This window comes from Bacillus sp. JS (genome assembly GCF_000259365.1).
Classification (GTDB): Bacteria; Bacillota; Bacilli; order Bacillales; family Bacillaceae; genus Bacillus; species Bacillus stercoris.
Genome location: NC_017743.1, coordinates 2,260,853 through 2,286,297 on the forward strand (window position 1 = coordinate 2,260,853; position 25,445 = coordinate 2,286,297).

Consider the following 25,445-nt stretch of genomic DNA (forward strand, 5'->3'; position numbering starts at 1 on the left):
GGGCTTGTACCAACACATTAGCCCAATTCAATATCGGCAGAATAGATTTTTTTCATGCCTTCATTCGTTTCTAAAAGCAGAACGCCTTCATCATCTATACCTAACGCCTTCCCGTAAAAGGTTCCGTTTAACGTTCTTGCTCTCATATTAGCGCCAATTCCGAGCGCATAGCTTTCCCATAAAAGCTTAATCGGCGTAAATCCGTGTGTCATATAATCCCGGTACCGTTTCTCAAAGCAAAGTAAAATTTGCTGGATGACGCCAGCCCGATCGACTTTTTCTCCAGCGGCTTGGCTGAGGCTTGTCGCGATGTCCTTCAATGCATCTGGAAAATCATCGGGCTGCTGGTTAACGTTAATGCCGATTCCAATGATCACTGAACGTACGCGGTCTTCTTCAGCCTGCATTTCTGTTAGGATGCCGACTGTTTTTTTTCCGTTAATTAAAATATCATTAGGCCATTTAATATCCGTTTGGATGCCTGCCGCCTCTTCTATTCCCTGCACAACAGCTACTGCAGCAAGCAGTGTGAGCTGGGGTGTTTTTTGGAGCGGGATGTCTGGCCGCAAAATCAGGCTCATCCAAATGCCGTTTCCTTCTTGAGAATGCCATACCCTAGACATTCGGCCCCTTCCGGCTGTTTGTTTGTCAGCCACCACGAGGGTGCCTTCCGGTGCATTATTATTCGCAAGCTCATGAGCCGATTTTTGCGTGCTTGAAAGAACGTCATGATAAATAAGATGCTGCCCCATCATGTCCGTTTTTAATCCAAAGCGAATTTCGCTTTCACTGAGTTTCCCGGGCTTTTTGATGAGCCGATATCCTTTTCTTCTTACGGCTTCTACTTCATAGCCCTCTTTCCGAAGCTCTTCAATATGCTTCCATACAGCAGTTCTAGAACAGCCGAGTGCATCACTGATTTTTTGGCCGGAAATAAATTCTTTGCCGGCCTGAGCAAATAATTCAATAAGGTCTTTTCTTAATGTTGACCGCATGTCTTCAGCCACTCCTCTATGTGTTTCTTTTGATTGGAGAGCTTTCCTGTCACAACAGCCTGCTCGATCCTCTGTAATTCTTCCGACACCCATTTTCCGGCCGGCCGGTTTCGAAGCGCAAGCAAATCCTTACCTGTGATATCAAGATCCTTAAGGCTTTTGATCGGCAGGTTTTGATAAGCGTATTGAATGTCCTTCAGTTTTTTTTCATCCAGTGTTTTGTTTTGCCGCAGCTGCGATATTTTGGCCGCTGAGAGCAGTGATTTTTCCCCAGCTCTGTACATTGACATTGCGTCAAGGCTCTGGCCAAACGTATCGGCAATGTGAATGGCTTCCTTCATCACTTTTCCCGGGAGCTTCCAGGCTTTCAGGAAAAGAGGCGCGTCTTTCAAGACGATGTCGAGGTCAATTAAAAGAGCTGCCCAAAGCTCCTCACGTGATGTTAAAGAGAAGAATGGAAACTCACTCGCTGAAATCAGGTTTTCTCGTTTATGATACAAACCAGGCAGCTCTTCATACAGCCTCGTTTGAATAAGCGTTTGAAGCGCTTGGCGGGAAGCTCTTCCCTGCAGCAATTTCTCGAACTCTATTGTTTTTCGTTCGACTGAAACATGGGAGAGGAGAGATTTTTCTATCGAAATGGCTTTTTCTGTTTCCGGTGAAAGCGTAAAGCCAAGCTGGCTCATAAAGCGTACGGCTCTCAGCATACGAAGCGCATCTTCTTGAAATCTGTCCTCGGGCTTTCCAACGGTTCGAATCACTTTTTGATCAATATCTTTCCTGCCGCCAAAATAATCAAGCACCTTCCCGTCCGCTGTCATGGCCATCGCATTGATCGTCAAATCTCTGCGTTTTAAATCCTCTTCTAATGATGAGATAAATTGCACTTCTGACGGTCTTCTGTAATCCACGTAATCAGACTCAGTCCGGAATGTCGTGACTTCATAGGTTTCATCTTCCCAGAGCACAATGATGGTCCCGTGCTCTTTGCCTACATCAACAGTCCGCTGAAACAGCCGTTCTACTTGATCAGGTGCCGCATCTGTCGCGATATCGACATCTCCGATCGTTCGTTTCATATAACTGTCACGAACTGCGCCCCCGACAAAATAAGCCTGATGGCCCGCTTCGATTAAGGTGCGGAGCACGGGAAGTGCTTTGATAAAAACTTTTTCCATGTGATCACTCCGGTTCTGCTAAATCGGCATAAATCTGTTCATACTGACTGACAATTTTCTTGGAGGAAAATTCATTTTCAAGCATCTCTATTGCCGCCTTTGTAAAACGACTGCTTAGCTGTTCATCTTCTAAAATGCTCATCGCGCGGGCTGTTGCGCCTGCAACATCACCGACATCCACCAAAAATCCGCTCACATTGTTTTTAATAACCTCCGGGATACCGCCAATGTTCGTTCCGATACAAGGCACCCCGCAAGCCATCGCTTCCAGAAGGACAAGGCCAAAACTTTCTTTTTCAGACAGCAGCAGCTTCAAATCGCTAATAGAATAAAGTTCTTCAACACGGTCTTGATTACCAAGCATTAAGACTTGGTCTTCCAAGCCATATTTTCTGATAAGCTCGCAGGCTGTCGATTTTTCCGGACCGTCTCCGACTAAAAGCAGCTTCGCTTTCGTTTTACCGGCGATATTACGGAACACACGAATGACATCCTGCACGCGTTTGACCTTTCTGAAGTTGGACACATGGATGACGACTTTTTCATCTGGTAAGATTCCATGTTTCTCTTTAATTGTTGTTGTGTTTTTCTTCAGATACACGCGCTCGTCTATAAAGTTATAAATCGTTTCGATTTTTTTCTCCGGTTTAATTAAATCATATGTTTCAGCTGCAAGCGCTGAAGAGACGGCAGTTACCCTGTCTGATGACTCGATGGCAAAACGGATCAGATCTTTTAGAGACGGGTCATAACCTAATACCGTGATATCCGTGCCGTGCAAAGTTGTGACGATGCCGATATTGCGTTTCAGCATTTGTTTTGCAAGATAGGCGCAAACGGCATGCGGGAGAGCATAGTGAGCATGGATAATGTCTAAATTCTCCCGTTCCGCCACCTCAGCGATTTTGCTTGCCAATGTCAAATCATACGGAGGATACTTAAAAACAGCATATTGATTAACCTCAACTTCATGAAAATGAATATTGGGATGATATGTATTCAGTCTAAACGGAATGCTTGATGTGATGAAATGGATTTCATGTCCCTTTTCAGCAAGCTGCTTCCCCAGTTCTGTCGCAATGATACCTGAGCCTCCAACGCTCGGATAGCATGTGATTCCTATTTTTAGTTTTCTCATTGTTCGCCCCCAAGCACATCATGATCAAGCATCAGCATCCGTTTGGAAAAGAAACCTTCGGCATACTCCACGCCCGCTTCTTTACCGTAAAGCTTTTCTCTCGCTTCGACGATCTCGATATAACCATTCGTCAGTGGAGTAGAAACTGAATCCTTTGACGGGATAAACTGGCTTTTATAGGCATTGAGGCTTTGTTTTTTTGCCTCTATTGTATCCGAGATATCAATGACAAAATCCGGCTGATGAAAACCATTTATCATATAATAGTAAACCTTGCTGACTTTATGCGCCGGAAGGCTTTTTTCGTCTTTATATTTATGGATTCCAGCGGAAAAAATCGCTTCTTCCACCAGTGCAGCCGCATTGCCGTGATCCGGATGGCGATCCTTTTTATACGGCATAAAAACCGCTTTTGGCCGGTTGGTTCTGATCACTGTAACAATCGATCGAATTGCCTGATCGCTCATCATTAGGCCGCGGTCCGGAAGCGTCAGCTGAATTCTTTTATCTGCGCCTAATATGCGTGCTGCTTCAGCTGCTTCTTCTCTACGCAAACTGACCGTACCGTTAGAAGAGAGTTCCGCTTCTGTCAAATCGCATATCATTACTTTTTTTCCCTGTTTGACAAACTTCGCTATTGTGCCGCCCATTCCGATCTCGACATCATCACTGTGGGCGCCGAAAGCAAGAACGTCAGCATTATACATTCGGCTCTTCTCCCCGAAGAAGGTCGCGGAATTCGAAAACACCTTCATCAAGTGTCCGGACAAGAATTTCCGCAGTACCCATATTTGTGGCGAGCGGAATGGAATACACATCACACAACCGGATTAATGCCGAGACATCCGGTTCATGCGGCTGCGCGGTCAGCGGGTCGCGCAAAAAAATGACAAGATCGAGTGCATTAGCTGCGATCAGTGCTCCGATTTGCTGGTCTCCCCCTAGAGGACCGGATTGAAAACGTTCAATTTGAAGGCCTGTCGCCTCTTGAATTTTCAACCCTGTGGTTCCGGTCGCGTACAAATCATGATGCTTCAAAATATCCCGATAGGCAGTCGTAAATTGAACCATATCCTGTTTTTTCTTGTCATGCGCGATTAAAGCAATTTTCATCGTTTCTCCCCCCGTCTAATCAATGATATTTTCTAGTCCGTACACAAGCTGATCAATCTTCATGACTTGTTCGACTGACAGCTTAACGCCTGACATGAAAGAAGCGCGATTATAAGAATCGTGTCGGATCTGAAGCGTTTGGCCATCCATGCCGAACATGACCTCTTGATGTGCGATCAGCCCCGGAAGACGGACGCTGTGCAAGCGAATACCGTTTTGCTCCGCTCCTCTAGCTCCTGGGAGAATTTCTTTTTCATCTGGATGTCCTTGCTGCTTTTCTTTACGGACTTCTGAAATCATTTCCGCTGTTTTAAGCGCAGTTCCGCTTGGTGCGTCAAGCTTCTGGTCATGATGAAGCTCAATAATCTCTACATCTTCAAAATAGTTGGCAGCCATTTTTGAAAATTTCATCATCAGCACCGCGCCCAGCGCAAAGTTTGGAGCAATGATGGCTCCGATCCCCTTTTCTTCTGTTAAGGACGTGAGCTCTTTTAAATCAGCTTCTGAGAAACCGGTTGTTCCGACAACTGGACGGACGCCGTGCTCTAATGCGATTTTTGTATGTACTTTTCCGATTTCAGGCGTTGTTAAATCAATCAAGACATCCGGTTGTGTTTCTGTAAAGCAGGCATGGATATCTGTGTAAATTAAAGCATCTGACTCAACAGGCATCACATCAGATAATTTTTGCTGATCGTATGTATGGTCTATAGCACCGACAAGGTCAAAATGAGGGGTTCGTTCTGCCAATTTAACAGCTTCCTGCCCCATTCTTCCACGCGGCCCTGCAATGACTACTTTAATTGTTTCGTTTGACATCTTGATCTCCTCTACTTTCCTTCTTCTTTTCTGGTCCAGCGATCTTTATCTCTTGTATTAAATTTATGCATGACTCGGTCGTGGGCTTCCTCTAAAGAGATATCAAGAGAGTTGGCTAAACAAACCAATACAAATAGCACATCGCCCATTTCCTCTTCCATGCTTTTATCGTCTTCAGTCGCTTTTTTTGGTTTTTCTCCGTAGCGGTGATTGACTTCTCTGGCAAGCTCGCCCAGTTCTTCAGTCAGCCTTGCCACCATGGCTAGCGGGCTGAAATATCCTTCTTTAAACTGGCCGATGTAACGGTCTACTTCAGCCTGTATGTCTTTCATTGTTTTATCACTCACTGAAACGAAACCTCCTATCATCCTCTTACATGTTAGCTAATTCAGATACGTTTGACAAATGTTTAAGCACGTTTGCTGTTTTCTTTTTCATCCACTATAATATAAACGCTATCTAATGGAAGGAAAAGGGGTTTTGTGTGATGCTTGGAGAAATTAGATTAAAAAACATATTTTTCATTTTAATCGGAGCGGCAATTTTTTCATTTGGCTTGGTTCATTTCAATATGCAAAACAATCTGGCTGAGGGCGGTTTTACAGGTATTACACTTTTACTTTATGCTCTTTTCCACATCAGCCCCTCTATCTCGAACCTGGTGTTAAACATTCCGATTTTTTTTATTGGCTGGCGTTTGCTCGGCAGGACAATGTTTGTTTATACCCTTGTTGGCACTGTAGCCTTGTCTTTGTTCCTTAGCATCTTTCAGCGATATGAAATCCATATGCCCCTTCAGCACGACTTAGCGCTCGCTGCTTTATTTGCCGGCGTATTCATTGGAGCCGGACTGGGAATTATTTTCAAGTTCGGCGGTACGACAGGCGGTGTTGATATCATCGCACGTTTAGTGAATAAGTATTTTGGAATCCCGATGGGCAGAACAATGTTTGCTTTCGATGCCTGCGTCATCATTTTGTCTTTGCTTACTTATCTCTCCTATAAAGAAGCGATGTATACGCTGGTAGCTGTATTTGTAGCGGCAAGATTAATCGATTTTATTCAGGAAGGCGGATACGCTGCTAAAGGCGCTACGATCATTTCATCGAAAAACGACCTGATTCAGAAAAAGATCCTTGAAGAAATGGAACGGGGCGTCACCATTTTGAAAGGACAAGGCTCCTACACAAAAGAGGATATAGATGTACTTTATTGTGTGGTGCCGAAAAACGAATTGGTGATGCTGAAAAGCGTGATTAACTCCATTGACCCTCATGCCTTTGTAGCCGTAAGCGATGTCCACGATGTGCTCGGAGAAGGATTTACGCTTGATGAAAATAAAAATCCGCTTCCACGCTGATATGTAATAGAAAAAAGGCGGCTGACCGCCGCCCCTCATCCTTATTTAGGGTAGTCCCGTTTTTTCAGCTTGTTTTTTTCCGCCTTGTACTTTCTGTAGCCGACATAGGTGAGAGCTGTAATGATGATACTGCCGGTTGTAATCATCACCCACAGTAAAGACGGATCGGCATCATCCTCCTCCGCCCTGTCAAACAAATTTTTCAGGTCATGCTGAAGAAGGGAAAGCCGTTCAAGCTTCGTGCTCTCTGTCATTTGTTGAAATTCCCCTTGTTCAATAACATCTATATGTTTTCCGACTGTTTCCAGCTTTTCCTCTGATACATCGATTGTAAGACTTGGGTAAATCAAATCATATAAACTGATAAATTCATTCCATTTTTCATGGAAGCTAGTGCCTTCATTCTTTTGGACATCTCGCTTCAGCTCAGTAAAGGCTTCCATAATCGGTTTTTCCAGTGAACCCCAAAGTGGGTCAGACCGGTTGTCAACCGCATCCATCAGCATTCTGAACTGCGCGGCTGCTCTGAGTTTTTGCGTGTCTGATGTATCAGCCTGCTTTAAACTTCGAACCATATCATTATAGCCCAGTGTGATTTGACGGATTTGGGCTCCTGTTAGCATGGAATCTTGCTGTTTTTTCTCAGCGGATTTTAATGTTTTCTCAAAATAACCCAGGACTTGCAGCGCCTCTTCATATTTCGACTGACGGGTCATTTGAAAGACCGTATCGGATAAATCATTCAATTCCTCGAGGCTTCCCCGCTCTGCAGCCTTGGCATTTCCATTATAAAAAATAAGAGCAATCAACAAACAGATCGTCAGCTTTCGTTTCATGCAGGTCCCTCCCACTCTCTCTCCTTACAGAATATGAAGAAAGGGACAAGGATAGACCAACATTGTCTTTACATCAGCTTAAGCTTCGTTTGCTTTTTCGAGATCACAAGGAAGTAAGCAAGCCCGATTGAAAAGATGCTTAGCCAAAATGTTCCGTACCCTATTTCAGTCATATAATTAGAAAGCATAGAGTACTGCGGCATCATATCAAACAAGTAGTCAATGACATCGTTATGCAGTGTCCAGACTGCAGCAATTGCAAGATGCCAAAATGAAAAACGAAAATACGGACTGTATAATACGCCTTGCACTGCCATTGCAAAATGCGAAGCAATTAGCATGTAGCCCTCCCAAGGCAAGTCACCAGTTACTGCAAGCACAAGAAAATTCATAGCGACCGCCCATAGGCCATACTTTACGAGAGTAACTAGCGCAAGCGCTTCAAAGAGCGGAGCATTCCGTTTCATGATAAAGGCAAGCAGCACAAACAGAAAGAAAAACGTTGCTGTCGGACTATCTGGAACAAAAACCAGGAAACGGGCCGGTGTCTCCAGAAGCTGCGGCAAGTACCAATAGTAGCCGTAAACCGTTCCCAGAAAATTAATGGCTAAGACAAGAAAAAGCATCGGCCTCTGTCCTAATACATATTGAAACCATTTCACATCAATCAACTCTCAGTCTGTAAAAATAATGTGTCCATATAAAAAAGCTGACGCCGGGTCAGCTTTTGATAATAAAAGTATATCCTTCCATTTGACAATTCACAATACGTTATTTTGCGGTTGTTTCAGAAATAAATTTCGCAAGTTCTTCGAGCTGCTTATCATTTCCTTTGAACACACCCGCCGGCATTTTGCCTTTCCCTTCTACTGCGATCTTTTTGATTTCTTCCGGTTTCAGCCCGCTGTCAACCAATGAAGGTCCAGCCGCTCCTCCCTGAAGGTTATCCCCATGGCAAGAAATACAGCCTTGTTCCTTAAAAATCTTATATCCTTCTGTATTGGTGTCAATGTCGGCCTCTTTTGTGATTTTCCCCTGTTCCTCTGCCTTGGCCCAGTCATGAGTAGCCACTGACTGCCACGTCAAAAATACAGCAGCGGAAATGGCCAGAAGCATCATACCGACAGCGACCGGACGCTTCCACGGCCTTCTTTCTGCCCCTCTGTCTAAGAATGGAGCCAAAAGCAGGGCTCCAAAAGCGAGACCTGGCATAATCATGGCGCCGACCACTGTAAAGCTTCCGGCGGCGTATTCATACTTCAACAGCTGGTATAAGAAAAGAAAATACCAATCCGGCAGCGGAATATAACCAGTATCAGTCGGGTCAGCCATCCGCTCTAAAGGCGGCTGATGCACAATCGTCAAAACAAGAAAACCGATGAGAAAGACAGCTCCAACCATCCATTCCTTTAACAAGAAATTTGGCCAGAAAGCCTCTGTTTTACCGGGATACTCCGAATAATCCTTCGGTATATTCGGCTTTTTTTCAGCCGGTATCCTTGAGTCGCCTACAAATTTCATCCCTTTGCCCCGGTGCATGTCATTCCCTCCCTTTTATTCGCAGATCAAGAGTTTAAAGCGGTCCTGAAATCCCCTGCTTCCGGATCATAATAAAATGTGCTGCCATCAGCCCGAACAATGCGGCAGGAAGAAAGAATACATGGATCGCAAAAAACCTAGTCAGCGTTTGGGCGCCTACAATATCCGGATGCCCTGCAAGGAGCGTTTTAACTTGCGTCCCGATCAAAGGTGTGGCTTCGGCGATCTGCAGCCCGACTTTTGTTGCAAACAGTGCCTTCATATCCCAAGGAAGCAAGTAGCCTGTAAAACCAAGACCGAGCATGACAAAAAAGATCAGCACACCGACAATCCAGTTCAGCTCGCGCGGCTTTTTGTACGCGCCTTGGAAAAAGACCCTCAGCGTATGTAAAAACATCATCACAATGACCAAGCTCGCACCCCAATGGTGCATCCCCCTGACAATCTGGCCGAATGCCACTTCATTTTGCAAATAATATACCGATTCCCAGGCATTTTTGATATCAGGCACATAATACATCGTTAAAAACATTCCAGATAATACTTGGATAACGGTTACAAAAAACGTCAGTCCCCCAAAGCAATACACAAACGCAGAGAAATGATGGGCGGGATTCACATGTTCCGGTACTTCGTGATCGGCAATATCCCTCCACATCGGTGTAATATCAAGCCGCTCGTCTACCCAGTCATAAATTTTGTTCAGCATGTCACCCTTCCCCCTTAGGCTTTGCTTTTCCAAGATACAGGAAGCCGTCTTTTACTTCTTGCTCGTAATGATCAAGAGGCGAAAGCGGCGGCGTGCCAGGGACATTGGTGCCGTCCTTTTCATAGAGTCCGTAATGGCATGGACAAAAGAATTTATTCGGGTTTTTAGGATCACTATTCCAGTTCACCGTACACCCTAAATGTTTACAAATTGGCGAAAGTGCTACAATTTCATCCCCGTTTTTGAAGACCCAGGCTGATCTTGACTCTTCGGACTCATACCAGGCATCGACTTGATTAATTTTGAAATCAAAGCGCTGCGGCTCTTTTGTCAACTCATCAACGCTGACAACCTGAACCATGTCCTGCTTCCCTGTCGATTTTAATACCGGGTCGAGTGCAAAGCGAACCATAGGCATGAGCATACTAGCCGCCATAAAACCTCCTACGCCTGTGAGCGTATAATTCAAAAATTGACGTCTGGATATATCATGTTTTCCGCCCATCTCTTCTCCCCCCTCTAGGTCACCCCTGCAAACTGACTAAAATAGAAAATATTGCAATAACTCTAGACACCCTCATAATATATGAATCTCTCAGCAAGGTCAATATAGCCAAAATATTGTTTATGAGGAAATGTAAGTGTTTTTATGAAGTGCTCCATAACTGTAACAAAACGTTCAAAATTTCAGCAGTGCGTTCATCCAATATTTTTCTTTTTAAAGAGTCATTTAAATGCTCTAATGGAACAGACGGTGTAACAATCATTTTGCCTAACGTATCCTCAGTTCTCCAATTTTCGTCAGATGTGAGCAGGACAACATGCGGAAATTCCGTTAGCAGCTCTTCCCGCAAATCCTTAAGCCCTTGAACGGTTATGTCATTTCTATCAACATATGTATAAGGAGGCAGTAAATATACCCGTCCCTTTAACTGCCTTTCCAATTCCTCTGAGAGAAGCTGTGTAAACTCGCCTTTCTCCGCCGCCATTTTAAAATGGTTATCCACCTTTATGTTAATTAATGGAATGACAGCGGTATCAATGTAATCCTTAGCTTGTAAATAGTCCTTGGCATCAGTGATTCTCCACCTCATTGTTCTCCCCCTTTACGGCAACAAGCCTTGCAATACGCTGCAAGGCTGGTCATATTATGTGAGCTGATTCAACTGGCGCGATAATTGTTCAAATGCTTCTTTATCATGACGATCTAACGCGTCGTCAATGTCTTTTAATAATTTTTCTCTTTGGAATGTGGAAATGGCGTGCTCCAAAATCTGTTCCGCCAACCCCTGGTCTTTTTTATTCTCAAAAAGATCTTTCGGCATATGCGGATTGGACTCCAGCACCGCCGCATACTCAGGTGAGCTGTAGGCCGAACGGAAATTAAGCTGGATAAACAAATCCTGCTGTTTATTTAATCTAATATCATGAAAAGATTTTTCCGCGTCGGTAGTCATGACATTCTCTTTATAGAACCGAAACGGAACTTCTTCAACACAATGTGTTGACATTATAATGCCTCTCGGGCAAAATTCAGCCTGCTCCACAAAATGAACCTTCTCCATGAGAGAATCATGGCTCATTAAGTAGTTCAAGATCCAAACGCACTCTCGGCGCTTTAACTGATAATGGTTTAAAAACCAACGGATAAAATCCTTTTTCTCATTGACAGAAACAGGGGTCTGCATGTAATTCCCTCCTCTATCGTTCGTATAATCTATATACTTATATGTTCCACATGAACGGTTAATATTCCTGCTTATCTCGAAAATTCATCCTCGATTCGCAAAATCGTTTCTTCCAGCTCTTCATTGGCTCCGTCCATTTCAAGAACCTTTTTCAAAAGCGGCAGCGCTTCTTTTTGAAGGCCTTCTTCTAATAGGAAGCTTGCGTATTCATATAAGAAATCTCTATCCTCCCGGTAATGAAGATAGGCAGCCTCAAAGGATTGTTTTGCTTCCTCGTATTGCTCTAATTCAGTAAATGCGCTTGCAAGATACCAATTGTATTTCGGATCTTCTTCACCGTAGCTGCGAACCTCTTGAATAAGATCAATGATCTGTTCATAATCCTCTTCTTTATGATACACGGCAAGAAGTGTATGAAGCGCTTCGACGAATCCCGGATCAAGCGCAAGCGCCTCCTGAAGCAGCTTTTTCCCCTCTTCTGACTTCCCGATTTTCAGGGCCATTTTAGCGGCATAAAGGAAAAGTTCTTTGTTATATTCATCAAATCTGATACCCTCTTTTGCCGTTTTTAATGCCTCTTCATACATTCCTTCAGCTTCATAGCTTTTTGAGAGCGGCATATACAGTGAAGAATAAGATGGATCAAGCTCCTTTAAATCAGACAGCTGCTTAATAGCCGTTTTTACAAGCCCCGCCTGTAAGGCTGTAAACCCATAGCCGAAAATCGTATTAGGATCAGGACTCTCATCAACAGCTTTCTCGTACCATGGAATGGCATCCTCAAATTCACCTGAGGCACTTAACGATTCTGCCAGTCTTTGATGGACATTAACGCCTCCGATCTCACTCTTCTCCTCAGCCGTTGTTTTAAAATATTGAACCGCTTTTGCATAGGCTCCCTGAGTAAAGTAAAGTTCCCCCAGTGCAAAATCAATAACGGGTTCATTGGCCAGAATGGACTTTGCCTGTAAAAGCTTTTGTTCACTGACTTCGAATAATCCCTGCATCTGATAAAGATCCGCCATAAGCAGCAAACTTTCCGGATATGATGGATCTGTTTCCGGAATAGTCTCCAGCACAGCAAGAGCTTTTTCTTCTTCGTCAATATCTATTAAAAGTTCAGCGTAGAAATTCGTCAGTTCTGTTTCATTTGGGTATAAATCATGTAAATCACTAATCAGTGAAATGGCTTTTTCTACATCGCCCCACTCGTAATAAAGCTGGGCTGCAATCGCTTTATCTTCATCATGCAGCTGTTTTTCGGCTTTCGAGAGCGTATTGAGACCTTTTTCTGTTTCACCTGCTTCAACTAATTTTATGGCTTCTTGAATTAATGTATTCAAATCGGACCGGTCCTTTCTTTTCCTATACAACATCAACCATACAAAAAAGCTTTATTTGTTCGGGTTAATCTTATCTTAATTCAGACGAATGCCCCCGGCAAATAAGATGCTTGCTGTACGGAAGGAAATTATTGAGTCTTATTAGTTTACCAAAAGATCTTGAGATAGAAAATGAAAAAAGGAAGATCGCCCTCTGTACAGTAAAGCAGCTCTTTGACCTGCCGGCTTGTCAGTAAAGCGCATCCCCCCTTTTCGTTTTTCTTTCCTCTCTATAAGACAAGCTATGTTTTTTTGCCTCGAATTATGATTCTTCCAGTCAATCTGCAAAAAAAATCCTGAAGTAAAACTTCAGGATTTTTTAGAAAGCTTATTTAAATGTTCGAAGAAGGTTGGATAAGAAACGTGAATGGCATCCGTGTGCTCGATGTCAATCGGCTCCTCTGTTATACAGGAAGCAATACCAAGCATCATTCCGATTCGATGATCTCCGTGGCTGGACACTGCTGCGCCGCCTTTCAGCGTTTGTTTGCCATAAACCTTCATTCCATCTGCTGTCGGTTCAATTTCAGCACCTAGCTTGCGAAGCTCAGAAACAACAGTGTCAATGCGGTTTGTTTCTTTCACTTTAAGCTCTGCCGCGTCCTTAATAACGGTCGTTCCTTCCGCCTGAGTCGCAAGAAGCGCGATGATAGGGATTTCATCAATTAAACGCGGAATGATATCTCCTCCGATTTCAACTGCTTTGAGAGATGACGTTTCTATAATCAAATCTCCATAAGGCTCTGCACTGCTGTCAGCAGATGGTTTAATTTCAAGTTTTGCCCCCATGTTTTGAAGGACGTCAATAATACCTGTCCGAGTCGGATTTAACCCAACGTTTTTCAATACAATTCTGCTGTTTGGAACCATCGCGCCAGCAGCAAGGAAAAACGCGGCTGAAGAAATGTCTCCAGGAACAAAAATATCAGCAGCTGTCAGTTTCTGGCCTCCATCAATGGAAACGCTTGTTTGATCTTCAGAAAGCTTAACGCCAAAAGCAGACAGCATCCGCTCAGTGTGGTCGCGGGATTTATGGGGCTCTGTAACAGTTGTTGTGCCCGCAGCCTGTAATCCGGCCAGCAAAACAGCAGATTTAATTTGCGCGCTTGCGACAGGTGATACATAATCAATGCCTTTTAATGAGGCGCCGCTCACTGACAGCGGTGTAAATTCTCCACCGGCTCTGCCGTCGATTTTAGCCCCCATTTTTTTCAAAGGCTCAGTAACACGCTTCATTGGACGCTTCGCAATGCTCTCATCTCCGGCTACCGCGCTGTAAAAAGGGCGACCCGCCAATATTCCGAGCATCAGGCGAATTGTTGTACCTGAATTTCCGACATCCAAAAGGCTTTCTGGCTCTTTCAGGGCATCGATTCCTTTTCCGTGAATCACGACATCGCTGCCGCTTTGCTCAATTTGAACACCCATTTTTCTAAAGCAATCGATTGTGCTCAGACAATCTGCTCCCGGCAGAAAGTTTTTAACTGTTGTTGTGCCTGTCGCTAGCGAGCCAAACATAACAGAGCGGTGAGAAATGGATTTATCACCGGGAATATGTATTTCTCCGTGTAAGGCCTGCACCTTTTCTTGTTTCATTTTTTTCCACCTCAATCAGCATAAAAAGTTTCATATTCCGCCCGGGCTTCAATGCATTGTTCTGCCCGTTTGCGATCGTCATCAGACTGAAAACTGATCCTTAAAATCCCGTTAATATCCTCTCGTGTTTCAATAATGCGGATATTCGTGATGCTGATGCGCTCCGCAGCTAAGATCGCCGTTATCTCGGATATCACACCCGGATGATCGGGAACATCCACGTATAAATCATAAAATGCCGGTATCGCTCCCTTCTGCCGAAGCGGCAGCCCGTCGCGATAATCCTTAGCTGTTTTAAAATAACGAAATAGATTTTCCGCATCTTCTTGTTCTACATATGTACGGATCTTGTCAATTTCACGAATCCACTCATCAAAACGATCCAAAATTTTATCTTTATTATGTAGTAGAATATCCCGCCACATGGCCGGGCTGCTCGATGCAATCCTTGTAATATCTCTGAACCCGCCGGCAGCAAAACGCTTAACAAGCGGATAAAGGTCTTCCGAATGGTGGGTTTGGTGAACAAGGCTTGCTGCGACAATATGCGGAAAATGACTAATAACACTCGTGACGCCATCATGTTCCTCTGGTGACATTTCCACAAAATGGGCATTTGTCCCCTTCAGCAGGTTTTTCAATTGTTCTACCGCTTGCCTATCCGTTTTCTGGCCTGGTGTTAAAATATAAAATGCATTTTCAAATAGGAATTCTTTCGCAGCGGCCACCCCTGATTTATGTGAACCCGCCATCGGATGCCCTCCGACAAATTGATAGCGGCTAGGCAGCACTTGATCAGCATAATCAACCACTTTTTGCTTTGTGCTTCCCACATCTGTAATCAAAAGCTCGTGTTCAATTCCTGAATGAGCCAGCTCTTCAAGCATAACCAGCGTTTGTTCGACTGGTGTCGCAATGATGACTGTAGACGACTCTTTCGCACCGCTAATAAACGAATCAGCACGATCGTCTATCACACCTAACTTTAATGCGGCAACCGCCTGTTCATCAGAGATATCGATTCCGATAATCCGTTTGCCGGGGTGATTTTTTTTGATCGCTAGCGCAATCGAACCGCCTATCAATCCGAGACCGGCGAGCAATATTGTATCTTTCATTCGATTCATACGTCATCACCTGGTTTATAGACTAAAGAGGTGACATTTGATCACCTCTTATAAAATTTCAGCTAAAATGGCAAGTATTTCTTCGTTTTGCTCTTTTGTTCCGATCGTAATCCGGAGTGATGTCGGGAAACCTAACGCATTTCCTGACCGGACGATATAGCCTTTTTCCAGCAGAGCCTGAAACAGTTCATCAGCAGGGCGTTTAAAGTCCATTAACACAAAATTTGTCTGTGAAGGGTAGCACTTTAAACCATGAGTCTTCGCAAAATCATAATACTGCTGAAGGCCTGCATTATTTTGCTCGACACAGGAAGCAATAAACGCTTGATCATCAAGCGCTGCGATCGCCGCAGCCTGGCCCAGACGGCTCGTATTAAACGGCTCTCTCGCCGGCTCAATCTGGCGAATCAAGTTCTCGTCAGCAATTCCGTATCCGACTCTAAGTGCAGCCAGACCGTATGCTTTTGAAAATGTGCGCAAAATCATCAAATTTGAATACTTGCTTAAGAGCGGCACGGTTTCCGGGTAATCCTCAGCTGTTACATATTCATAATATGCTTCGTCAAGAACGATAAGGACACGTGAAGGAACACGCTCCAGAAATGCGAGTAATTCTCCTTCAGATGTATAAGTGCCAGTCGGGTTATTCGGGCTGCATATCCAAACGACTTGTGTCTGTTCGTCGATCGCTTCTAACATGGCGTCTAGATCATGTGAGCCGTCAGGACGAAGTGCGATTTCACGTACTTCAGCACCTTCAATGACCGCATTATGTTTATATTGCGGAAAAGTGGGGGCAGCAGTTACCGTGTTTGTTTTATCGTTTAAAAATGCCCGACAAATGATTTGAATGATTTCATCAGAACCGTTGCCGAAAATAAGTGATGTTTCGCTGACATTGAGGTGCTTACTGAGCCTTGTCCGCAAAGCGGCGCTATACCCGTCTGGGTAAAGGGCAAGCTGTTGAATTTCATGATGAAGCGCCTCTTTTGCAGCCTCCGAACAGCCGTACGGATTCTCGTTTGAAGCAAGCTTCACAACTTTATCCAAGCCATATTCTGATTTCACTGCTTCGATCGGCTTACCAGGCTGATAAGGCTTCAGCTGTTTTAAATGTTCTTTGATACGCAAATCAGTCACCTCATTTTAAACTGTACAAGCCGCCAAATGCCATTGCGTACTCCTCAAATTCCTGCAGCGCTTGTTTTCTCTTTTCAGCGCTGGTGAGCCGGTCCTTTAATTCTTCTATCTTTCTGACGAGCGCACTTCCTACTACGACACCGTCACAAATTTCATTCATCTTTAGGACCTGTTCACGGTTTGATATACCGAACCCTACAGCGACCGGAACAGTGCTGAGATCCTTCACAGTCCGAATGAACGGGTACACGGATGAATTGAACTCATTGCGGACACCGGTCACACCCAGAGAAGATACACAGTAGACGAAGCCCTCGGCTTGTTCAATAATGGTTTTCAAACGGCTTTCACTTGTCGGCGCAACCAAAGAAATATACGTCACCTCATGGCTTTTACATTCCTCTTGAAGGCTGGCGCTTTCTTCTAGTGGCAGATCCGGAACAAGCAGACCGTCAATATGATTTTCCCGCAGTAAAGCGAAAAAGTATTCTTTGTTCAATTGTAACACAGGATTATAATACGTAAAGAGGATAATCGGAATATTCACTCCGTTTTTTTTCATTTCTCCGCCTAATTGGATTGCCTTTACGATATTCATTCCTTGATCAAGCGCCCGCTTTGAAGCCCGCTGTATCACCGGGCCGTCTGCAAGCGGGTCAGAGTATGGAACACCAAGCTCCAGTGCTGTGGCGCCTGCTTTTTGGAGAGACTTCGCCAGTTCAATCGAAACCTCAGGCACTGGATCGCCAGCCGTAATAAACGGGATAAACAATTTTTCTGATGGTTGAAGATCTAATTTAAACACGGGCTTTCACCTCATTTTCCAATACATTCATTAATGTGTTGACATCCTTATCTCCCCGTCCTGATAAACAAACGAGAATGATTTGACCGCGATCCATTCCTTTGGCGAGTTTGAATGCCTTCGCTAACGCATGGGCAGATTCGATTGCCGGCAAAATCCCCTCTTTTTCTGACAAGAGCTTTAATGCATTCACCGCTTCTTCATCTGTGATACTGTCATAAGTGACACGGCCGCTCTTATGCAAGTAAGCGTGCTCCGGACCGATCCCCGGATAGTCGAGACCTGCTGAAATAGAGTAAGGCTCAATTATCTGCCCGAACTCATCCTGAATGAGATATGTCAATGAACCGTGAATAACCCCTACCGTACCTTTCGAAATAGTGGCGGCATGAAGAGGAGTATCTACTCCTTTTCCTGCAGCTTCAGCTCCGATCAGTTCAACATCTTCGTTTAAAAATGCCTGAAACATACCCATCGCATTGCTTCCTCCGCCTACACATGCCACTACTTTATCAGGCAGAGCGCCTTCAATACGTTTTAGCTGATCCTTCGCTTCCTCTCCGATCATTTTTTGAAATTCGCGGACCACTTGCGGATAAGGGTGCGGACCGACAACTGATCCAATCATGTAAAAATGATCCTCGCAATGCTGAACCCAGTAACGGATCGCCTCATTTGTAGCATCCTTCAATGTTCCGTTCCCGCTTGTTACAGGCACTACTTCCGCACCAAGAAGCTTCATACGAAAAACGTTCAGAGACTGGCGGGCAACATCCTCTTCGCCCATAAACACAATGCACGAAAAACCGAATTTGGCTGCGACTGTTGCAGCGGCAACGCCGTGCTGTCCGGCGCCCGTTTCAGCAATGATTTTCGTTTTGCCCATTTTTTTAGCAAGCAGTGCTTGGCCTAACGCATTATTGATTTTATGGGAACCTGTATGGTTTAAATCTTCTCGTTTCAAATAGATTTTCGCACCGCCTAAGTATTCAGTGACTCGATCAGCATATGTTAATGCAGTCGGCCGTCCGGAATAGTCCTTTAACAGCTTATAATATTCTTCACGAAAAACAGGATCATCCTTGATTTGTTTAAATGCTGTCTCTATTTCATCTAACGGCTGCATGAGTGTTTCCGGAACAAACTTCCCGCCAAAATCACCGTATCTGCCTATTTCATTCGGATATGGATACATATCGGTTCATCCTTTCTTCTAAAAGCCTCATCAGATTTTTATCTTTTTGCCCGTTTTTTTCAATTCCGCTGGCAAGGTCAATTCCTGCCGGCTGCCATTTCAATAGGCCTGTGACGCTATCCGGATTCACCCCGCCAGCGATAAAGCAGCGTTTACCAATCACCGCCCGCTGATATTCCGGCACACAATCCCATGAAAATGCAACACCAGTTCCGCCTCTAGCCCCTTTTACAGATGAATCAATCACAAAGCCGTCCACATTATCTATAAAGCGGGCTATTTCTTGAGTTGTATTATGATGATGGTGAAGCGCCTTCCAAATTTCACAATCTGTCAGCTTGCGAAGCGCATCAGCATCCGCCGGGTTTTCATCACCATGAAGCTGAATGACGTCGAGCTTCAAGTCCTTAGCAATGCGTGACATCCTCTCTATTGATTCATTAACAAAAACACCTGCAACTTTTTTTTCGACGCGAACCTGGTTCAGCCACTTTTTCACATCTTGCGGAGATACTTTTCGTTTGCTTTCAGCAAATATAAAGCCAAGATAGTCAGCCTGTGATTGCGCCGCAAGCTGCAAATCCTTTAGTGACCGAATACCGCAATATTTTAATGCCGGTTTCTCCACAACCTTACTCCCCAAACAAAGCATGGATTGCTTTTCGCTGAGAAGTTTGTCTCATCAATGATTCACCGATAAGTACAGCTCGCGCCCCATGTTCGTTGACAAATGTTAAATGTTCTAAAGAACCGATTCCGCTTTCGCTGACAAGCAGAGATTCTTTCGGAACGAGAGATGCGATTTGTTCTGTCTGCTTTACAGATGTTTCAAACGTCTTTAGGTTACGGTTATTTACGCCGAGAATATCAGGTGTGAACACTTTCAATATTTGTTCTAGCGTTGATGCATCATGAACCTCCACTAACACGTCCATCCCCTTTTCGCCTGCTTCAAGATATAATTCATAGAGGTGTAAAGGGTCAAGCACCTCGCCGATTAACAATATGGCATCCGCACCGATTCTTCTTGATTCCTCCACTTGAAGAGAATCAATAATAAAATCTTTTCTGAGTACAGGAATCGAAACAGCGCGCTTTACATCTGATAAATGGCTGTTTTCCCCTTGAAAAAACGGGGTGTCTGTTAAAACGGAAAGCGCATCTGCCTTCGCAGCTTCATAGTCTTTTGCAATCCGCACAGGGACAAAATCCTCTTTAATCAGCCCTTTTGACGGTGATGCTTTCTTCACTTCGGCAATCAGTCCGATAAACCGATTCGGGCTTGCCAACGCATCTTTAAATGAACGTTTTTCGAAAGGCTGCTCTACCGGCAGAACCAGTGTTTTCACTTCTTCTTTCTTTTGTTTGATGATATTTTCAAGCATAGATCTCTTCCTCTTTCTGTTTTAGTCGTTCAAGCTGCGCAGCAGCGCCTCCGCTTGTAATCGTCTCTAAGGCCAGCTCCGTTCCTTCCTTCAGTGAGTCGGTAATTCCCGCCGTGTAAATCGCAGCACCCGCATTAAAAGCCGTTATAGATAAAGCGGAACTGCTGCTTTTATTTTCAAAAATATTCTGAATGAGATAAGCGCTCTCTTTCGGTGACTGCACCTGTAAATCTTCAAGTCTGCCATTTACAAAACCAAAATCTTCGGGTGAAACCGTATATTCCCGGCGCTCTCCATCCTTTAATTCAATCACGTCGGTCGGCGCTGTAATTGAAAGCTCATCTAAACCGTCACGGCTTGATACGAACATGACATGCTTCGGCTGAAATGACTCTAGTGCGCTTGCCATCAGTCCAGCTTTTTCAACGGAATAGACCCCGATCACCTGACGCTGCGCCTGCAAAGGATTGCTTAGCGGTCCGAGCAGGTTAAATACCGTTCTGAAACCTAGCTCTTTTCTAGTACCTGCTACATGTTTCATAGACGAATGATAAAGCGGCGCAAATAAAAATCCCATGTTGTTTGTTTCAATGCTTGTTTTGACCTTCTCAGGAGTAGTTTGAATTGAAACCTCTAGCTCCTCTAAAACATCAGCGCTCCCGCTTTTAGAAGAGACAGAGCGATTGCCATGCTTAGCGATTTTCGCGCCAGCTGCCGAGGCAACAATTGCCGATGCCGTTGAGATATTAAAAGTGGAAATACCGTCTCCCCCGGTTCCGCATGTATCAACGACATCAGGAAGTCCATCGACTGTAAGAGCGTGTGCACGCATTGCCTTCATAAAACCCGTAAGCTCTTCTGGCGTCTCTCCCCGATGAGCAAGAATAGACAATATACCGCCCATTTCAGAAGGAGTCATTTCCGCTGCCATCATCATATTCATCAGCGCTTCAGCCTCACCGGCTGTAAGGGTTTTTCCGTCAACGCACAATTGTAGAAATTTGTTCATCAGCTTTATCCTCCTTGCTATGAAACATGTCTTCTGCAATATGAATCGTTTTCAGCAGCGCACCGGCTTTATTACAGCTTTCTTCGTATTCGGTTTCCGGAACAGAATCAGCAACAATGCCAGCACCTGCCTGTATCGATGCAACACCGTTCTTTACACTCATCGTGCGAATCGTAATACAAGAGTCGATATTCCCGTCGAACCCAATGTAGGCAATACACCCTCCGTATGTCTCTCTCGGTGTTGGTTCGAGCTCTTGCAAAAGCTGCATGGCACGAATTTTAGGTGCTCCTGTTAAAGTCCCCGCCGGGAAAGCAGACATCAGTGCATCAACGGGATGAACCCCTTTTTTCAGTTGGCCTGTAACCACCGAGATAATGTGCATGACATGTGAAAAGGAGACAATTTTTGTGAACTCCGGCACAGAAACAGACCCATACTCTGCTACTCTGCCGATATCGTTTCGTGCAAGATCAACGAGCATGTAATGCTCCGCCTTTTCTTTTTCATCCTTCATCAGTTCAACTTTCAGCCTCTCATCTTCGGCTTTGTCTGCACCGCGTTTTCTCGTACCGGCAATCGGATGGATTTCCAAGTGCCCGTCCTGAACGTGAATTAACCGTTCCGGAGAACTGCCGACTATTTCTCTGTCTTGCAGTTTCATATAATACATATACGGAGAAGGATTGACGATCCTAAGCACTCGGTATAACTCAAAAGCATCTGCTTTTATCGGAACCTCAAATTTTTGTGACAAAACGCCCTGGAAGATATCGCCTGCTTTTATATAGCCTTTGATTTTTTCTACATCAGCCATAAAAGCCGATTTTTCATAATTAGAAGATACTGTCTCAAAGCTGGGTGTCTTGTATGAATCAACAGAGAGAAACAGCTCTTTTATGTTTTTTTGGTCCATCATTTTTTCGATGAGATGTTGGAGCTCTTGATGATTTTGATGGAACACATCAATTTTTTCGTTTTCTGTTTCCTGTCCATTGAGCCTTGCATACTGGATAAAGTGGACGTTTTTGGTTTCATGATCATACGCAATTAATGTCCGGCAAACAAACAGCATACACTTTTCCATTTCTGTTTCTTTTGTATGCGAAGGAACAGAAGGTTCAATCAGCGGGATCATATCATAACTTAAGTACCCGACAGCCCCGCCGACAAAAGGAATGCCAAGCTCAGGTGTTTTGATTTTGTATGTGGCATTCATCCAGTTCAGTACGTCTTTTAGTTCATTTCCCGTGTAAAGAGATTTGCTGTCCTGATCAGTGGCAGCAAAACGGCACTGCTCTTCTTTAATTGTGAGAAATGGATTCAGGCCGATAAACGAATATCTTGACCAAGCGGATGTATCGTCCTTGCTTTCAAGAAGATACGTAATCTCCCTGTCAAGCTTCTCTATCATTTGAATGGGTGTCAGTGTATCGACTGTGAAGGTCTCCACAATCGGTATCGTGTGGTGGGACAAGCTGTCCTCTAAAAATGCGGAAATGTTTGATTGGAAATTCAATGTTCTCACTCCTTATGGCAAGGAGAATGAGAAGATGGCATGAGAGGATAAAATATTATATAACAAATAAACCCAAAAGAAAGACTTCTTTTGGGTAGAATAAACATGCATGTCTCAGCTCAACTAAACTCATTCTCTGCTACCCTATTCTCTAACTCAACTCATTCTAATCGCTTTATACACACTCTTGTGTATTTCTAAGCTGTTCTTATCGTATTACAATTCAGTATTTTTTGTCAATGATAAATCGGGCCTCAATACGACGGCTTTTTCTAAATATACATGTCTGATCTGATCCTGAGGGACATCTGTCTGGACCGTCATCATGACTCTTATGCACTTTTTCAGACCGCCTGTTACGTCCATTTCCTGCATACATGTTACCGGTACATACTGCCATCCTGAAAGTTCGCGAACAGCTTTTGCCGGGAAAACAGAGTGCAAATCAGGTGTAGCCGAAAGAAGCATTTGAACAACATCTTCCGGTTTTGTTTGATTTTCTTCTATGATTTTCTCTAACAGCTGTTTTGTTTTTTGTAAAATTTCTTCTTCGGTATCCCGTTCAACTGTAGTTGCTCCGCGAATTCCGCGAATCATCATGATGTCTCCTCCAATCGCCATTTGTTCAGCCAGCTCTCAAGTTCATTTCTTGAAAATGTGTGATCAGCAACTTTCCCTAATTCGTTGAGCACAATAAACTGATTCTTCCCGCCTCGGGTTTTCTTATCATTCATCATACGGTCCAAGAGAACCGAAGTTTCCGTCTCTTTTCTGATTTGAGTTGGATAACCCAAACGTTTTAGCCAGCTGACCAAACGTTTTCTGTCCATTTCACAGCCTGCAGTCTTTTCGCTTATATATAAAGCAAACTGCATTCCGAGGGCTACTGCATCACCGTGAGTGATTTGCCCGTAGCCATATTCCGCCTCAACGGCATGGCCGAGCGTATGCCCAAAGTTTAAGTAAGCTCTTATCCCCTCTTCTTTTTCATCCTGCTGAACGACAGACGCTTTAATTGAAATGCCTTTAAAAATCATGTCATTCAGCTGATCATTAGTGATATCACGAAGTGAGCGGACATTCAGCAGCTCTTCCAGAAACGCTCTGTCGTAGATAAATGCGTGTTTAATTACTTCTGCCATTCCGGACCGAAGTTCTTTTTCAGGCAGAGAACGCAGGAACTCTGTATCGTAGAGCACGGCTTTCGGCTGGTAAAACGCACCGATTAGATTTTTTCCAAGCGGATGGTTCACGGCTACTTTTCCTCCGACTGCGCTGTCATGCGCCAAGAGCGTCGTGGGCATTTGGATGAAATCAATGCCGCGCATAAAAGTGGCAGCCACAAAACCGGCAAGATCCCCTACAACACCGCCTCCGAATGCGATGATACAAGAGGAGCGATCCAGATGAAAACGAATCGCTTCACTCTGCAATTTCGTATACATGTCCATGGATTTCGCCTGCTCTCCACTCGGTACCGTCACTTTTTTCACAGGCCACTTTTCTTGCAGCAAATGAAGCATTTCATCGCCATACAGGCGGTCCACCTCTTCATCCGTAACAAGCATGACCCTTGTTAAAGGCCTGTTTAAGGAGGTTAATAGATCGCAAGCCTTTTTTCTGATGCCTTGTCCGATAAAAACAGGATACGACGAAGAAGCAGTTTGAACATGCAGTGTCTTCATTAAAATTCCCTCGACAGTTTTCTCATATTCTCCACATTTTCTCTAATGCGGTCGATTTGATCTAATCCGAATTGTTCAACGACTGCGTTCGCAATTTCCCAAGCGACAGCCGCTTCAGCTACTACACTTGCCGCAGGAACAGCACAGCTGTCAGAACGTTCAATGCTGGCGGAAAACGGTTCTTTCGTTTCAATATCGACACTTTTCAGCGGTTTATACAAAGTCGGAATCGGCTTCATGACTCCGCGGACAACAATCGGCATCCCTGTTGTCATACCGCCTTCCAGTCCTCCAAGTCTGTTGGTGGCACGGGTGTAGCCTTTTTCCTCGTCCCAAATGATCTCGTCATGGACTTCACTGCCATTTCGGCCTGCCGCCTCAAATCCGATCCCGAATTCAACACCTTTAAATGCGTTAATTGACAGTACAGCTGCAGCAAGCTTGCTGTCCAGTTTGCGGTCATAATGGACATAGCTGCCCACACCTACTGGCATTCCCTCGACAATGACTTCCACAATTCCGCCGATCGAATCTCCGTTTGCCTTCGCTTCATCAATGGCATCCATCATTTTTTTTCCTGCCTCTTCATCGTAGCATCTGACAGGAGACTCCTCCGTTACACGCTGCAGGTCTTCAATTGACGTATATGCTGTTTTTTCAGCTTTAACTGCGCCAATTTGCAACACGTGGCCCGCCACCTTAATGCCGAGCTCAGAAAGAATCTTTTTAGCAACAGCCCCTGCCGCCACTCTGACAGTTGTTTCCCTTGCTGAAGAGCGCTCAAGCACATTTCTCATATCACGATGATTATATTTAATCGCGCCATTTAAGTCAGCGTGCCCAGGTCTCGGTCTGGAAATTTGGCGCTTCATTTCCTTCTCTTCATCTTCTGTAATCGGAGCGGCACCCATGATTTTTGTCCAATGCTTCCAATCGTTATTTTCAACAACGAGAGCAATTGGTGAGCCGAGTGTACGTGCATGGCGCACCCCACTCATAATTTTGGCTTGGTCTTTTTCGATCTGCATGCGACGGCCGCGGCCGTGGCCTTTTTGGCGTCTGGCAAGCTCAAAATTGATATCTTCCTCCGTTATGTAAAGCCCGGCAGGCACACCTTCAATAATGGTTGTCAGTTGGGGGCCGTGTGATTCTCCGGCTGTTAAATATCTCATGACTTCTTCTCCCTTCATCGCATTAACGCTTTTAAGTAAGACTACTATAACATAT

The 25,445-nt window shown here is 44.5% G+C and carries 28 protein-coding genes; 1 reads left to right on the forward strand and 27 read right to left on the reverse strand.

Annotation, left to right across the window (positions count from 1 at the left end):
- Positions 1–17: 17 nt before the first annotated feature.
- Genes MY9_RS11255 through MY9_RS11285 form a run of 7 tightly spaced genes read right to left on the reverse strand, consistent with a single transcriptional unit; the run spans position 18 to position 5,590 of the window.
- Entirely contained in the window at positions 18–995 is a 978-nt protein-coding gene (locus tag MY9_RS11255; RefSeq protein ID WP_014664386.1) for a bifunctional biotin--[acetyl-CoA-carboxylase] synthetase/biotin operon repressor, read from the reverse strand.
- The gene (locus tag MY9_RS11260) at positions 980–2,173 is read right to left on the reverse strand and encodes a CCA tRNA nucleotidyltransferase (RefSeq protein WP_014664387.1); all 1,194 of its coding nucleotides are present in this window, start codon (positions 2,171–2,173) and stop codon (positions 980–982) included. Before MY9_RS11260 ends, MY9_RS11255 begins: the two co-directional genes overlap by 16 nt.
- 4 nt (positions 2,174–2,177) lie before the next feature.
- Complete coding sequence (gene bshA, locus MY9_RS11265) at positions 2,178–3,311, reverse strand: N-acetyl-alpha-D-glucosaminyl L-malate synthase BshA (RefSeq protein ID WP_014664388.1); 1,134 nt, start codon at positions 3,309–3,311, stop codon at positions 2,178–2,180.
- Entirely contained in the window at positions 3,308–4,018 is a 711-nt protein-coding gene (gene bshB1, locus MY9_RS11270) for a bacillithiol biosynthesis deacetylase BshB1 (protein ID WP_014664389.1), read from the reverse strand. The genes bshA and bshB1 overlap by 4 nt, the downstream gene beginning before the upstream one ends.
- The gene (mgsA, locus tag MY9_RS11275) at positions 4,011–4,424 is read right to left on the reverse strand and encodes a methylglyoxal synthase (protein WP_014664390.1); all 414 of its coding nucleotides are present in this window, start codon (positions 4,422–4,424) and stop codon (positions 4,011–4,013) included. The genes bshB1 and mgsA overlap by 8 nt, the downstream gene beginning before the upstream one ends.
- 15 nt (positions 4,425–4,439) lie before the next feature.
- Complete coding sequence (dapB, locus tag MY9_RS11280) at positions 4,440–5,243, reverse strand: 4-hydroxy-tetrahydrodipicolinate reductase (protein ID WP_014664391.1); 804 nt, start codon at positions 5,241–5,243, stop codon at positions 4,440–4,442.
- An 11-nt stretch (positions 5,244–5,254) separates the two neighbouring features.
- Entirely contained in the window at positions 5,255–5,590 is a 336-nt protein-coding gene (locus MY9_RS11285) for a nucleotide pyrophosphohydrolase (RefSeq protein WP_014664392.1), read from the reverse strand.
- Positions 5,591–5,730: 140 nt separating this feature from the next.
- Between MY9_RS11285 and MY9_RS11290 the strand changes: the two genes are divergently transcribed.
- Positions 5,731–6,603, forward strand: coding sequence for a YitT family protein (locus tag MY9_RS11290; protein ID WP_003230635.1), 873 nt, complete (start codon positions 5,731–5,733; stop codon positions 6,601–6,603).
- A 41-nt stretch (positions 6,604–6,644) separates the two neighbouring features.
- Here the strand turns inward: MY9_RS11290 and ypjB are convergent, their stop codons facing one another.
- From ypjB to aroC, 20 genes are all read right to left on the reverse strand, one after another.
- Positions 6,645–7,439, reverse strand: coding sequence for a sporulation protein YpjB (gene ypjB, locus MY9_RS11295; RefSeq protein WP_014664393.1), 795 nt, complete (start codon positions 7,437–7,439; stop codon positions 6,645–6,647).
- A 68-nt stretch (positions 7,440–7,507) separates the two neighbouring features.
- Entirely contained in the window at positions 7,508–8,101 is a 594-nt protein-coding gene (locus MY9_RS11300) for a DUF1405 domain-containing protein (protein WP_041521364.1), read from the reverse strand.
- 109 nt (positions 8,102–8,210) lie between these two features.
- A complete protein-coding gene (locus MY9_RS11305; protein WP_014664395.1) occupies positions 8,211–8,978 on the reverse strand; it encodes a menaquinol-cytochrome c reductase cytochrome b/c subunit in 768 nt (255 codons plus the stop codon).
- Between the two features lie 34 nt (positions 8,979–9,012).
- Positions 9,013–9,687: a menaquinol-cytochrome c reductase cytochrome b subunit gene (gene qcrB, locus MY9_RS11310; protein ID WP_003225560.1), complete on the reverse strand. Its 675-nt coding sequence runs from the start codon at positions 9,685–9,687 to the stop codon at positions 9,013–9,015.
- A 1-nt stretch (position 9,688) separates the two neighbouring features.
- Positions 9,689–10,192 (reverse strand): ubiquinol-cytochrome c reductase iron-sulfur subunit, encoded by a 504-nt coding sequence (locus MY9_RS11315; protein ID WP_004398062.1) that lies wholly within the window; start codon positions 10,190–10,192, stop codon positions 9,689–9,691.
- A gap of 142 nt (positions 10,193–10,334) precedes the next feature.
- Entirely contained in the window at positions 10,335–10,781 is a 447-nt protein-coding gene (locus MY9_RS11320) for a YpiF family protein (protein WP_014664396.1), read from the reverse strand.
- A 54-nt stretch (positions 10,782–10,835) separates the two neighbouring features.
- Complete coding sequence (locus MY9_RS11325) at positions 10,836–11,375, reverse strand: ReoY family proteolytic degradation factor (protein WP_014664397.1); 540 nt, start codon at positions 11,373–11,375, stop codon at positions 10,836–10,838.
- Between the two features lie 71 nt (positions 11,376–11,446).
- Positions 11,447–12,718, reverse strand: a complete 1,272-nt coding sequence (locus tag MY9_RS11330) for a tetratricopeptide repeat protein (RefSeq protein WP_014664398.1) — start codon at positions 12,716–12,718, stop codon at positions 11,447–11,449.
- A gap of 348 nt (positions 12,719–13,066) precedes the next feature.
- Positions 13,067–14,353: a 3-phosphoshikimate 1-carboxyvinyltransferase gene (aroA, locus tag MY9_RS11335; protein WP_014664400.1), complete on the reverse strand. Its 1,287-nt coding sequence runs from the start codon at positions 14,351–14,353 to the stop codon at positions 13,067–13,069.
- Positions 14,354–14,364: 11 nt separating this feature from the next.
- A complete protein-coding gene (locus MY9_RS11340; RefSeq protein ID WP_041521365.1) occupies positions 14,365–15,480 on the reverse strand; it encodes a prephenate dehydrogenase in 1,116 nt (371 codons plus the stop codon).
- Between the two features lie 48 nt (positions 15,481–15,528).
- A complete protein-coding gene (hisC, locus tag MY9_RS11345) occupies positions 15,529–16,611 on the reverse strand; it encodes a histidinol-phosphate transaminase (RefSeq protein WP_014664402.1) in 1,083 nt (360 codons plus the stop codon).
- Positions 16,612–16,621: 10 nt separating this feature from the next.
- Positions 16,622–17,425, reverse strand: a complete 804-nt coding sequence (trpA, locus tag MY9_RS11350) for a tryptophan synthase subunit alpha (protein ID WP_014664403.1) — start codon at positions 17,423–17,425, stop codon at positions 16,622–16,624.
- Positions 17,418–18,620, reverse strand: a complete 1,203-nt coding sequence (trpB, locus tag MY9_RS11355; RefSeq protein ID WP_014664404.1) for a tryptophan synthase subunit beta — start codon at positions 18,618–18,620, stop codon at positions 17,418–17,420. The genes trpA and trpB overlap by 8 nt, the downstream gene beginning before the upstream one ends.
- The gene (locus MY9_RS11360; protein ID WP_014664405.1) at positions 18,601–19,248 is read right to left on the reverse strand and encodes a phosphoribosylanthranilate isomerase; all 648 of its coding nucleotides are present in this window, start codon (positions 19,246–19,248) and stop codon (positions 18,601–18,603) included. Before MY9_RS11360 ends, trpB begins: the two co-directional genes overlap by 20 nt.
- 4 nt (positions 19,249–19,252) lie before the next feature.
- Positions 19,253–20,005, reverse strand: coding sequence for an indole-3-glycerol phosphate synthase TrpC (gene trpC / locus MY9_RS11365; protein WP_014664406.1), 753 nt, complete (start codon positions 20,003–20,005; stop codon positions 19,253–19,255).
- Positions 19,998–21,014: an anthranilate phosphoribosyltransferase gene (gene trpD / locus MY9_RS11370; protein ID WP_014664407.1), complete on the reverse strand. Its 1,017-nt coding sequence runs from the start codon at positions 21,012–21,014 to the stop codon at positions 19,998–20,000. Before trpD ends, trpC begins: the two co-directional genes overlap by 8 nt.
- Positions 20,986–22,533 carry an anthranilate synthase component I gene (gene trpE / locus MY9_RS11375; protein WP_014664408.1) on the reverse strand — a complete coding sequence of 516 codons (1,548 nt, stop codon included), beginning with the start codon at positions 22,531–22,533 and terminating at the stop codon, positions 20,986–20,988. Before trpE ends, trpD begins: the two co-directional genes overlap by 29 nt.
- Before the next feature lie 216 nt (positions 22,534–22,749).
- Positions 22,750–23,133 (reverse strand): chorismate mutase, encoded by a 384-nt coding sequence (aroH, locus tag MY9_RS11380; RefSeq protein ID WP_014664409.1) that lies wholly within the window; start codon positions 23,131–23,133, stop codon positions 22,750–22,752.
- Positions 23,130–24,218, reverse strand: a complete 1,089-nt coding sequence (gene aroB / locus MY9_RS11385; RefSeq protein ID WP_014664410.1) for a 3-dehydroquinate synthase — start codon at positions 24,216–24,218, stop codon at positions 23,130–23,132. The genes aroH and aroB overlap by 4 nt, the downstream gene beginning before the upstream one ends.
- Positions 24,218–25,390, reverse strand: a complete 1,173-nt coding sequence (gene aroC / locus MY9_RS11390) for a chorismate synthase (RefSeq protein ID WP_041521366.1) — start codon at positions 25,388–25,390, stop codon at positions 24,218–24,220. Before aroC ends, aroB begins: the two co-directional genes overlap by 1 nt.
- Positions 25,391–25,445: the final 55 nt, after the last annotated feature.

Coding starts and splice junctions, on each gene's coding strand:
- mgsA (WP_014664390.1), bottom strand. CDS start 4,424: ATGAAAATTGCTTTAATCGCGCATGACAAGAAAAAACAGGATATGGTT.
- aroB (WP_014664410.1), bottom strand. CDS start 24,218: ATGAAGACACTGCATGTTCAAACTGCTTCTTCGTCGTATCCTGTTTTT.
- trpC (WP_014664406.1), bottom strand. CDS start 20,005: ATGCTTGAAAATATCATCAAACAAAAGAAAGAAGAAGTGAAAACACTG.
- MY9_RS11320 (WP_014664396.1), bottom strand. CDS start 10,781: ATGAGGTGGAGAATCACTGATGCCAAGGACTATTTACAAGCTAAGGAT.
- trpD (WP_014664407.1), bottom strand. CDS start 21,014: ATGAACAAATTTCTACAATTGTGCGTTGACGGAAAAACCCTTACAGCC.
- aroC (WP_041521366.1), bottom strand. CDS start 25,390: ATGAGATATTTAACAGCCGGAGAATCACACGGCCCCCAACTGACAACC.
- MY9_RS11305 (WP_014664395.1), bottom strand. CDS start 8,978: ATGCACCGGGGCAAAGGGATGAAATTTGTAGGCGACTCAAGGATACCG.
- bshA (WP_014664388.1), bottom strand. CDS start 3,311: ATGAGAAAACTAAAAATAGGAATCACATGCTATCCGAGCGTTGGAGGC.
- aroH (WP_014664409.1), bottom strand. CDS start 23,133: ATGATGATTCGCGGAATTCGCGGAGCAACTACAGTTGAACGGGATACC.
- MY9_RS11315 (WP_004398062.1), bottom strand. CDS start 10,192: ATGGGCGGAAAACATGATATATCCAGACGTCAATTTTTGAATTATACG.
- qcrB (WP_003225560.1), bottom strand. CDS start 9,687: ATGCTGAACAAAATTTATGACTGGGTAGACGAGCGGCTTGATATTACA.
- MY9_RS11290 (WP_003230635.1), top strand. CDS start 5,731: ATGCTTGGAGAAATTAGATTAAAAAACATATTTTTCATTTTAATCGGA.
- dapB (WP_014664391.1), bottom strand. CDS start 5,243: ATGTCAAACGAAACAATTAAAGTAGTCATTGCAGGGCCGCGTGGAAGA.
- trpB (WP_014664404.1), bottom strand. CDS start 18,620: ATGTATCCATATCCGAATGAAATAGGCAGATACGGTGATTTTGGCGGG.
- ypjB (WP_014664393.1), bottom strand. CDS start 7,439: ATGAAACGAAAGCTGACGATCTGTTTGTTGATTGCTCTTATTTTTTAT.
- MY9_RS11260 (WP_014664387.1), bottom strand. CDS start 2,173: ATGGAAAAAGTTTTTATCAAAGCACTTCCCGTGCTCCGCACCTTAATC.
- aroA (WP_014664400.1), bottom strand. CDS start 14,353: ATGAAACAAGAAAAGGTGCAGGCCTTACACGGAGAAATACATATTCCC.
- MY9_RS11325 (WP_014664397.1), bottom strand. CDS start 11,375: ATGCAGACCCCTGTTTCTGTCAATGAGAAAAAGGATTTTATCCGTTGG.
- MY9_RS11255 (WP_014664386.1), bottom strand. CDS start 995: ATGCGGTCAACATTAAGAAAAGACCTTATTGAATTATTTGCTCAGGCC.
- bshB1 (WP_014664389.1), bottom strand. CDS start 4,018: ATGTATAATGCTGACGTTCTTGCTTTCGGCGCCCACAGTGATGATGTC.
- MY9_RS11340 (WP_041521365.1), bottom strand. CDS start 15,480: ATGAATCGAATGAAAGATACAATATTGCTCGCCGGTCTCGGATTGATA.